The organism is Thiomicrorhabdus heinhorstiae (assembly GCF_013391765.2).
In the GTDB taxonomy this organism is placed as follows: Bacteria; Pseudomonadota; Gammaproteobacteria; order Thiomicrospirales; family Thiomicrospiraceae; genus Thiomicrorhabdus; species Thiomicrorhabdus heinhorstiae.
In genome coordinates this window covers 1-9,079 of record NZ_JACBGI020000042.1, presented here as the reverse complement: position 1 = coordinate 9,079, position 9,079 = coordinate 1, and the positions used below count along the sequence as shown (strand labels likewise).

10 protein-coding genes are annotated in these 9,079 nt (G+C 47.8%); 5 read left to right on the top strand and 5 right to left on the bottom strand.

Annotated features, from left to right (window positions below):
- Window positions 1-772 precede the first annotated feature (772 nt).
- From ilvC to orn, 4 genes are all read right to left on the bottom strand, one after another.
- A complete protein-coding gene (gene ilvC, locus H8792_RS12180; RefSeq protein ID WP_185979254.1) occupies window positions 773-1,789 on the bottom strand; it encodes a ketol-acid reductoisomerase in 1,017 nt (338 codons plus the stop codon).
- 128 nt (window positions 1,790-1,917) lie between these two features.
- Window positions 1,918-2,409, bottom strand: a complete 492-nt coding sequence (ilvN, locus tag H8792_RS12175; RefSeq protein ID WP_185979253.1) for an acetolactate synthase small subunit — start codon at window positions 2,407-2,409, stop codon at window positions 1,918-1,920.
- 10 nt (window positions 2,410-2,419) lie between these two features.
- Entirely contained in the window at window positions 2,420-4,123 is a 1,704-nt protein-coding gene (locus H8792_RS12170; RefSeq protein ID WP_319557336.1) for an acetolactate synthase 3 large subunit, read from the bottom strand.
- A gap of 295 nt (window positions 4,124-4,418) precedes the next feature.
- Window positions 4,419-4,973 (bottom strand): oligoribonuclease, encoded by a 555-nt coding sequence (gene orn / locus H8792_RS12165; protein WP_185979252.1) that lies wholly within the window; start codon window positions 4,971-4,973, stop codon window positions 4,419-4,421.
- Window positions 4,974-5,032: 59 nt separating this feature from the next.
- On the opposite strand from orn, the gene H8792_RS12160 reads away from it, so the two are divergent.
- The 3 genes from H8792_RS12160 to rsgA all read left to right on the top strand — a co-directional run bounded on the left by H8792_RS12160 (window position 5,033) and on the right by rsgA (window position 7,763).
- Window positions 5,033-6,286: a M48 family metallopeptidase gene (locus H8792_RS12160; protein WP_185979251.1), complete on the top strand. Its 1,254-nt coding sequence runs from the start codon at window positions 5,033-5,035 to the stop codon at window positions 6,284-6,286.
- Between the two features lie 83 nt (window positions 6,287-6,369).
- Complete coding sequence (locus tag H8792_RS12155; RefSeq protein ID WP_185979250.1) at window positions 6,370-6,723, top strand: 4a-hydroxytetrahydrobiopterin dehydratase; 354 nt, start codon at window positions 6,370-6,372, stop codon at window positions 6,721-6,723.
- A 5-nt stretch (window positions 6,724-6,728) separates the two neighbouring features.
- Window positions 6,729-7,763, top strand: coding sequence for a ribosome small subunit-dependent GTPase A (rsgA, locus tag H8792_RS12150; RefSeq protein ID WP_185979249.1), 1,035 nt, complete (start codon window positions 6,729-6,731; stop codon window positions 7,761-7,763).
- A 9-nt stretch (window positions 7,764-7,772) separates the two neighbouring features.
- On the opposite strand, the gene H8792_RS12145 is transcribed toward rsgA, so the two are convergent.
- The gene (locus H8792_RS12145; protein WP_185979248.1) at window positions 7,773-7,943 is read right to left on the bottom strand and encodes a hypothetical protein; all 171 of its coding nucleotides are present in this window, start codon (window positions 7,941-7,943) and stop codon (window positions 7,773-7,775) included.
- Window positions 7,944-8,232: 289 nt separating this feature from the next.
- On the opposite strand from H8792_RS12145, the gene H8792_RS12140 reads away from it, so the two are divergent.
- Both H8792_RS12140 and H8792_RS12135 read left to right on the top strand, forming a co-directional pair.
- Window positions 8,233-8,538, top strand: coding sequence for a c-type cytochrome (locus H8792_RS12140; RefSeq protein WP_185979247.1), 306 nt, complete (start codon window positions 8,233-8,235; stop codon window positions 8,536-8,538).
- Between the two features lie 181 nt (window positions 8,539-8,719).
- Window positions 8,720-9,019: a c-type cytochrome gene (locus H8792_RS12135; RefSeq protein WP_185979246.1), complete on the top strand. Its 300-nt coding sequence runs from the start codon at window positions 8,720-8,722 to the stop codon at window positions 9,017-9,019.
- Window positions 9,020-9,079 lie beyond the last annotated feature (60 nt).

Sequence of the window (9,079 nt, the reverse complement as noted above, 5' to 3'; positions counted from 1 at the left end):
TAACGGGGTGGCGATAACCTGCCGCCCCCACTATTTAAAAATTTCAATTTTTGAATGGTGGGTAGGTCAGGTTGATTGCATTGTTAGACTGCCGCAGGCGGTCTGGCAAGGCAATCTATTAGCGCCACCCCGTTAGAGCCGACCGCCTGCGGTCGGCTCTAACATTTAGTATAAGGCACATTTGCCTTAGTATTTAATACTAGAAAGGTTTTCAGGCAATTATGCTTGTTTATCATACCTTTCCTGTCAATTTGACAGGGTATTTAGTATTACCTATGTAAACCTGTCATTAATAATGATTATTGCTTATAGATATTAATGTAAAGCATCGAAGATTGCCACACAAATACTAATTCGTCTTGGTAAAGCTTTCTCCTGATTCGGTATGACTGAATTCTGCTGTGGTAACGGCGTGATGTGTAATAAAAAGCGCAGGGAAAGCTCTCAAAAAAGTAATAAGACAAACCAGGCTCTTTAAAAATAAAAAAAGCCAGCATTAAGCTGGCTTTTCAAATATTCAATTCAGCGAATGTTTTACTCAAGATCCAGGCGCTTTTCGGGGAAGTTTACAATTAAGTAAACAGCTCGGAAAGCAACGTAGAAATCGGGCAATCAATCCCTTAAAAACAAAAAACCGGCATAAAGCCGGTTTCTTAAACATCAATTTTAAGGAGCGTTTTTTCTGAGTTCGCGGCGGAAGTTGGCGACGTTTACACTTAGTAAACGAGCTAACTTCCAACAAAGAAATCAGGAAAACAAGCCCTTATATATTTTAGTTTTTGTCTTGGTCGATGATCTTATTCGCTTGAATCCAAGGCATCATCGCACGTAGCTTACCACCAACCAATTCGATTGGGTGTTCAGCGTTTAGACGACGCATTGCCGTCATTGATGGGTAACCCGCTTTACCTTCCAGAATGAAGTTCTTAGCGTATTCACCTGACTGGATGTCTGCCAGAGCTTGACGCATCGCTTCACGAGATTCTTCGTTGATGACGCGTGGACCGGTTACATACTCACCGTACTCAGCATTGTTTGAGATTGAGTAGTTCATGTTGGCGATACCGCCTTCGAACATTAGGTCAACGATCAATTTAAGCTCGTGTAGACATTCGAAGTAAGCCATTTCTGGCTCGTAACCCGCTTCAACTAGCGTTTCGAAGCCCATTTTAACCAGGTCAACCGCACCACCACAAAGTACAGCTTGCTCACCGAATAGGTCAGTTTCACACTCTTCACGGAAAGTGGTTTCCAGGATACCAGTACGACCACCACCGACTGCAGAAGCGTAAGATAGCGCGATGTCGCGTGCAGTACCGGAAGCGTCTTGTTCAACCGCGATCAGGTCAGGAATACCACGACCGGCAACAAACTCAGAACGTACAGTGTGACCAGGTGCTTTTGGCGCGATCATGATAACGTCCAGGTCTTTACGAGGAACCACTTGGTTGTAGATGATTGCGAAACCGTGTGCGAATGCAAGCGCAGCACCTTCTTTGATGTTTGGTTCGATTTCGTTTTTGTAAAGATCCGCTTGGAACTCATCCGGAGTCAGGATCATAACCACATCCGCACCGGCAACCGCAGTAGGAACGTCAGCAACGGTCAGGCCGTAACCTTCAGCTTTCTTAACAGAAGATGAACCAGGACGTAGACCAACTACAACGTCAACACCAGAATCTTTCAAGTTCGCTGCGTGCGCGTGACCTTGTGAACCGAAACCGATAACGGCAACTTTTTTACCTTGGATGATTGATAGATCGCAGTCTTTATCGTAATAAGCTTGCATGTTTTGTCCTTACTTTATTAATCCGTTTGATGTTGAGTGCGAAACGGATATGTTTAAAAATTAAAAATTCGGTTATCTGTGACGAACAAACGCCACATCATTATGTGGCGCTATTATCGGTAAAGAGCTTACACCTGTAAACTTTTTTCGCCGCGCAGGACACCCATGGTTCCCGAGCGGACAGTTTCCAGAATCAAGCCCGGATCGATGATATTGATAAATCCGTCCAGTTTTTTCGACTCACCAACCAACTGGATGGTGTAAGTCGAAGAAGTCACATCAATGATGTCGGCGCGGAAAATGTCCGCCAAGCGCTTGTACTCTTCGCGCATCTCGCCGGTCGCCGCAACCTTGATCAACATCAGTTCGCGCTCGATGTGTTCACCCTCGGTCAGATCCAAGACCTTAACCACGTCAACCAGACGGTTAAGGTGCTTGACGATCTGCTCGATCTGTTGATCGGTTCCGTAGGAAACCAGAGTCAAACGCGACAGAGTTTCATCTTCGGTCGGGGCAACCGTCAGAGTCTGAATGTTGTAACCGCGCGCGGAAAAAAGCCCGGCAACACGTGATAAGGCACCGGATTCGTTTTCGATTAGCATGGAAATAATATGTTTCATCGTCACTCACCTATACCAAAATCATTTCGTTCAAACCGGCACCGGCTGGAATCATCGGATACACGTTCTCTTGCTGATCGGTAATGATGTCAACAAACACCAGACGATCCTTAAGTTCTTCGGAGAACACTTTTTCCAACTCGGCTTCCATGGTCGCAGGATCTTCGATGCGAACACCGACGTGACCGTAAGCTTCGGCTAACTTAACGAAATCAGGCAGAGACTCCATATAAGACATCGAATAACGACGCTCATAGAAGAACTCCTGCCACTGACGAACCATTCCCAGGAAGCCGTTGTTCAAACAGATGATCTTGACCGGCAGGCCGTACTGCAAACAAGTGGAAAGTTCTTGAATATTCATCTGAATAGAACCTTCCCCCGTCACACAGACCACCGTCGCGTCCGGATGCGCCATTTGCGCGCCCATCGCCGCCGGCAGACCGAAGCCCATGGTTCCCAAACCGCCGGAGTTAAGCCAACGGCGCGGTTTGTCGAACGGATAATATTGGGCAGCGTACATCTGGTGCTGACCCACATCCGAAGCAACGAATGCATCGCCTTTGGTCGCTTTCCACAGGGCTTCAACCGCCGCTTGTGGCTTGATTTTGGAACCGGCCGTATCATAACGCAGACACTTGGTCGCACGCCACTCTTCGATCTGCTTCCACCATTCCGCTAGCGCTTTTTCGTCTTTCTTCTGCTTGCTGTTGTCCAGAACTTTGATCATTTCCGTCAAGACCTGTTTTACCGGGCCGACAATCGGAATATCAACAATGACATTCTTTGAAATCGACGCAGGGTCGATATCGACGTGAATGATCTTGGCATCCGGGCAGAACTTCTCCAGATTACCGGTAACACGGTCGTCAAAACGCGCACCGATAGCGATGATCACATCAGAGTGGTGCATCGACAAGTTGGCTTCGTAGGTTCCGTGCATACCCAGCATACCGACCGATTGCGGATCGGAAGCCGGGAAAGCCCCTAGCCCCATCAAAGTCTGAGTAATCGGATACCCCAATTTACGCGTCAGTTCGGTCAACTCCTGAGAAGCGTCTCCCAAAACCACACCACCACCGGTGTACAGGATCGGACGCTTCGCAGACAGCATCATTTCCACAGCTTTTTTGATTTGTCCGCTATGGCCCTTGGTAACAGGCATATAGGATCGCATCTCAACTTCTTGCGGATATTCATAGGTGCTTTTGGCGTTTTGGACATCTTTCGGGATATCTACGACAACAGGGCCTGGTCGGCCGGTCGTTGCCAGATAAAATGCTTTTTTGAGCGTACTGGCAAGATCTTTAACATCCCTGACCAAGAAGTTGTGTTTTACGATCGGTCTTGTAATCCCGATAGTATCGATCTCCTGGAACGCATCCAGACCGATCAAACCGGTCGGCACCTGACCGGTAATACATACCATCGGAATCGAGTCCATATAGGCGGTGGCAATACCGGTAACGGCATTGGTCGCACCCGGACCCGAAGTTACAAGCACCACGCCTGGTTTACCTGTAGAGCGTGCATAACCGTCTGCAGCGTGGACTGCAGCCTGCTCGTGACGGACTAAAATATGATTTAATGTTTTAGCGTCCGTATCCAGGGCATCGTAGATCGGTAGAACCGCTCCACCCGGATACCCCCAAATATGCTCTACGCCCTCATCCTGCAATGCATGTACAAGAATCTGGGCACCAGTCATTTCCACAACAATGGTCCTCTTGGTTAGAGCCGTTTCCACTCCCTAAGAAGGTTAATCGGGCGTGAAACGACGTTTTAAAAAAATGAAAAAAGGCCCTTCGACGAACCATCCCGACGTCTTGGGTTCTATTGACTCTCCAAGCCGGGATTTCGCAAAATAAGACCTTAAAAAATCCGTTTACCGTTTTTTAGCACGGTAAACGAGCAATTATATAGACTTTTATTTACTTTGAGAACCGTAAGCGCTTCTTTTCTCATGATTTTCACGCGCAGAATAAATTTGTCCGCGCTCACAAGGAGATTTAATGGCTGAACTCCTCACGGAACAGATTGTGGCGATAGTGACGCAATTCATCGATTGATTCGAGAATATCGTCCAAAGCGAGATGCGCACCCTTCTTGTTGTGCCCCTGATACACCTTCGGCGCCCAGCGACGCGCCAGCTCTTTCAAGGTACTGACATCCAGATTGCGATAGTGAAAAAATTCTTCTAATAGCGGCATCTGCTCAACCATGAAACGGCGATCCTGGCAGATGGAGTTACCGCACATCGGCGACTTTCCGGCCGGCACATACTCTTTCAGAAACGCCAATGTCATCTGTTCAGCCTGCTGCATGTCGACCGCACTCTGCTGCACGCGTTCGGTCAGACCGGAATTACCGTGATGGGTGGTACACCACTCATCCATCTTATCCAGCTCTTCCTGCGGCGTTTGTACCGCAATCACCGGACCTTCGGCAATCACATTCAAATCGACGTCGGTGACCACAGTGGCAATTTCAATAATCCGGTGTTCTTTCGGATTAAGGCCGGTCATTTCCAGATCGATCCAAATTAAATTCTTATCAGACTTCATAAAACTTTCTCTTTTCACATACAATATGCGCTTATCTTAACGTAAAAAACAGGGTAAATATGAACTGGATCGCCTCGCTGTTTGTGGCTGCTCTCAGCCTGAACCTGATTATCGAAGTCTGGCTAAATATCAAAAACCAATTCCATATCGGCTTGAAACGAGCCAAGGTTCCGGACGAATTTCAAAATACCGTTTCTCTGGAAGCGCACCAGAAAGCCGCCGATTATAGCCGCGCTAAACTGCAATTGGCACGTCTCGGTCTGTTTTACGACGCGGCAATTTTATTATTCATGACGCTCGGCGGCGGCTTTCAGGATATCTACAACTACTGGCTCGGCACGGAAATGTCACCGATCTGGCGTGATACGGCCTTCCTGTTGTCCGCACTATGGTTCATCTCGCTGCTGCATCTGCCGTTTGCCGTCGTCAGCACCTTCAAGATCGAAGCCGAATTCGGCTTTAATAAAACCACCCCGAAACGCTTTATCAGTGACTTGGTCAAACAGTGGTTGCTGATGGCAGCGCTGGGAGTTCCGTTGCTTTGGGTTATTCTGACGATTATGGGCGAGTTTATCGACTCTCTATGGTGGTTGTACACCTGGCTGGTATGGTTTGGATTCCAGCTATTGTTGATGTGGGCTTATCCGAAGTGGATCGCACCGATCTTCAACAAGTTCACCCCTCTGGATAATCCTGAGATGCAGCAACGCATCGAAAACCTTTTGGAGCGTACCGGTTTTGAATCCAATGGAATTTTCGTGATGGATGGTTCATCGCGTTCCGGGCACGGTAATGCGTATTTCACCGGCTTCGGCAAAAACAAACGCATCGTATTTTTCGATACCCTGCTGGAAACCTTGTCACCGCAAGAAGTCGAAGCGGTACTTGCTCATGAGCTGGGACATTTCAAACACGGCCATATCCGCAAACGTCTGATTGAAAGTGCCGTTTTGAGTTTGGGAGCTTTAGCATTGCTTGGCTGGCTGATTCAGTTACCGGCTTTTTATCAAGGCTTGGGCATTGAGACACAAACCCCGGCCAGTGCTCTACTGCTGTTTGTGACGGTTCTGCCAACGATCTTCTTCTTTATGGGACCGATCAGCGCAATTAAGAGCCGTAAACATGAATTCGAAGCCGATGCCTTCGCCGCCGAATATGTCGGAGCGCAACCGCTGGTATCCGCCCTGCTGAAAATGTACCGCGACAATGCCAGCACCTTGACGCCGGATCCGGGCTATTCGGCCTACCACGACAGTCATCCGCCGGCGAAAATCCGTATCGATCACTTGAATTCACTGGATCGAACCGCATAAGGTAGTTTGTGTCGTTTCTTTAACAATTTATTTTTAGATCGAATTCTTAACGTAAAGTAAGATAAGCAAAACAGGAGAATAGTATGAGTCAGAATAACCCGCTGATTGAAGAGTTGTTACAGCAGTCATGTGAAGAAATTCCAAAAGGCGGAAAAGGCTTGATTATTCCAACCATCGAAAGCAACCTGAGTCAGATGGACGGCTGGGAAACCCCTTTGAGTTACAGTGAAATTCACAAATCTTTTAAATTCAAAAACTATCTGCAAACGATAGCGTTTGTGAATGCGGTGACCTGGCTGGCCAACAAAGAAGACCACCATCCGAAAATCTGCTTTGGTTACAACACCTGCGACATCACCTTAACCACCCACAGTATTGAAGGCCTGAGCATGAACGACATGATTATGGCCGCGAAAATCGACGCTTTATTGAACTGATCCCTATGGCGCAACGCAAACTCACCCAGCAGCAAAAACGCCGCTTAAGCAGCAAGCGACTAAAGACCGACGGCAAGCAGCAATACCAGGCCGATGAAAGCGGTCTAGGCGAAGAACAGAACGGTCTGGTTATTACCAGTTTCGGTAAACGCGTACTGGTCGAAAGCGAACAGGGCGAAACCTTTAATTGCGCCATCCGCCAGCACTTGGGAAAACTGGTTGCCGGTGACAAAGTCATCTGGCAAACCGCGCTGGAAGGCGGTACAGGTGTCGTGGTCAGTGTATTGCCGCGCAGCCACGAGTTGAGCCGTCCCGGCTTTCGCGGTCAGACACGCATGATTGCCGCCAATATCGACTTTATCGGCATCGTCACCCCGGTTGTACCGGGAATTCACCCGGATATGATTGACCGTTATCTGGTCGCTTCTTTGCAACTGGATATCCCGGCAATCATTATTATCAATAAAGTCGATTTGCTCGAAAGTGACGAGGACTGGGAAGCGGTTGCCGAATTGCTGGCACCTTATGACGACATGGGAATCGAATTGATTCCGGCTTCGTCGGTATCACAACAAGGTGTGGATGAGTTGCGCCATTATATGGCCGGGAAAAACAGTGTCTTTGTCGGAACATCCGGTGCCGGAAAATCCTCGCTGATCAATGCCTTAATCCCGGATATCGATATTCGTGTCGGCAGTCTATCGGAAGCGACCGGATTGGGTAAACACACCACCACCAACAGCATTCTCTATCACCTTCCGGCCATCGAGGAAGAGGATCTGGAACTGGATGGCGGCCATCTGATCGACTCACCGGGCGTGCGGCAGTTTTCGCCGGCGCCGTGCTCTCTATCAGAACTGGAAAGCTATTATCCCGACTTCGCACCGTTTTTGGGGCAGTGCAAATTTCATAATTGCAGCCATTCCATCGAACCGGACTGCGCCATCAAAGCCGCAGTAGAAAACGGCGAACTGGCATTAAGTCGTTATCAAAGCTTCCAGCGTCTGCTCGAAGAGTTTAAAAACAACGATAACGGCTAAACAGGCCTTTTACTGGCTGACAAACCATAAAGAGACGCCGTAAAGCAGGGCGGCGGAGCCGAAAAACACGACAATCCAAAACAGCAATACCCAGCCAAACGCTTGCGGCCGACCGATCAGCTTTAGCAACCACCAGCTGGCAACGCTCAAAATTGCCACTAAAATCCACAGACGGAACATCCCTTCTCCTATCAATACGAAGCGTTTTTACTTAAAAAGCAACCGACAAAAACTCGCCTTGACGGCATGCAATTTCGATCAAAAATGGCTCTATTAACAAAGATTTCATTAAACTTAATCCGTAGTTTATCGAAACAATTCACCTAAGTTTCGACTGTTCTTCATATTTTTTGCAAATATTAATGGTTGCTTAAGCCTTCTTTCTTGACTCGAACTGGCTTTTCGTTTGTAATTTGCAACCAGGGGAAACCCGAGCAATTATCAAATCGTGCTTTCAGGAGAGTACATTATGAAAAAAACAATTATCGCTCTAGCTGCGGCTGGATTCGTTTCTTTTGGTGCAGCTGCTCAAGCGGGTGATGCTGCTGCAGGTCAAGCGGCTTTCGGAACTTGTGTAGGTTGTCACGGTGCTGCCGCTGAAGGTGGTGTTGGACCTAAACTAGCTGGTCAAAACCCAGCTGACATCGTTGCTAAGCTTCACAAGTACAAAGCTGGTGAGCAAGTTGGTCCTATGACTTCTATGATGGCTCCTATGGCTGCTGGTCTTTCTGACGCAGACATGGAAAACATCGCTGCTTACGTTGCTGGCCTATAATTTTAGGTTCCAGTCGTAAAAAAACCGCCCCGTCTCTTCGACTTGGGCGGTTTTTTTATGCCCATAGAAAAATTTATGGCTACAAAGTTTAACTTATCGGCTTTTGCGCTTGATTTGCGACGGTTGAAGCTTTAAATTTGATGCTGTTCTTATCAGTAGATTCCAATATAAGGATTTCCCTATGAAAAAAATCATCATTGCGACCCTTTCTGCAAGCGCGCTATTTGCCGCTTCATTCGGTGCCCAGGCCGCTCCTGCCAAAGCAGCAACCTGCGTAGGATGTCATGGTGCAGACGGTAACAGCGTTGTTCCAAACTTCCCTAAATTGGCTGGTCAACATGCGAATTACCTTGAGAAGCAATTAAAAGATTTCCGCGACGGTTTCCGTAAGGACGCAACTATGGCTGCTTTTGCTAAAGGTCTGACCGACGCTGAAATTAAAGAGCTGGCCGCATTCTACGCCTCTCAGGCTCCTAAATAAGTATTCATCGTCTAACCTTTCGAGGGATGAAATAAAAACGGCGCCGGTTCCAAATGGAAC

Excerpts from the sequence above, each read along its gene's own strand:
- ilvC (WP_185979254.1), bottom strand. The coding sequence starts at position 1,789 with ATGCAAGCTTATTACGATAAAGACTGCGATCTATCAATCATCCAAGGT.
- ilvN (WP_185979253.1), bottom strand. The coding sequence starts at position 2,409 with ATGAAACATATTATTTCCATGCTAATCGAAAACGAATCCGGTGCCTTA.
- orn (WP_185979252.1), bottom strand. The coding sequence starts at position 4,973 with ATGAAGTCTGATAAGAATTTAATTTGGATCGATCTGGAAATGACCGGC.
- H8792_RS12160 (WP_185979251.1), top strand. The coding sequence starts at position 5,033 with ATGAACTGGATCGCCTCGCTGTTTGTGGCTGCTCTCAGCCTGAACCTG.
- H8792_RS12155 (WP_185979250.1), top strand. The coding sequence starts at position 6,370 with ATGAGTCAGAATAACCCGCTGATTGAAGAGTTGTTACAGCAGTCATGT.
- rsgA (WP_185979249.1), top strand. The coding sequence starts at position 6,729 with ATGGCGCAACGCAAACTCACCCAGCAGCAAAAACGCCGCTTAAGCAGC.
- H8792_RS12145 (WP_185979248.1), bottom strand. The coding sequence starts at position 7,943 with ATGTTCCGTCTGTGGATTTTAGTGGCAATTTTGAGCGTTGCCAGCTGG.
- H8792_RS12140 (WP_185979247.1), top strand. The coding sequence starts at position 8,233 with ATGAAAAAAACAATTATCGCTCTAGCTGCGGCTGGATTCGTTTCTTTT.
- H8792_RS12135 (WP_185979246.1), top strand. The coding sequence starts at position 8,720 with ATGAAAAAAATCATCATTGCGACCCTTTCTGCAAGCGCGCTATTTGCC.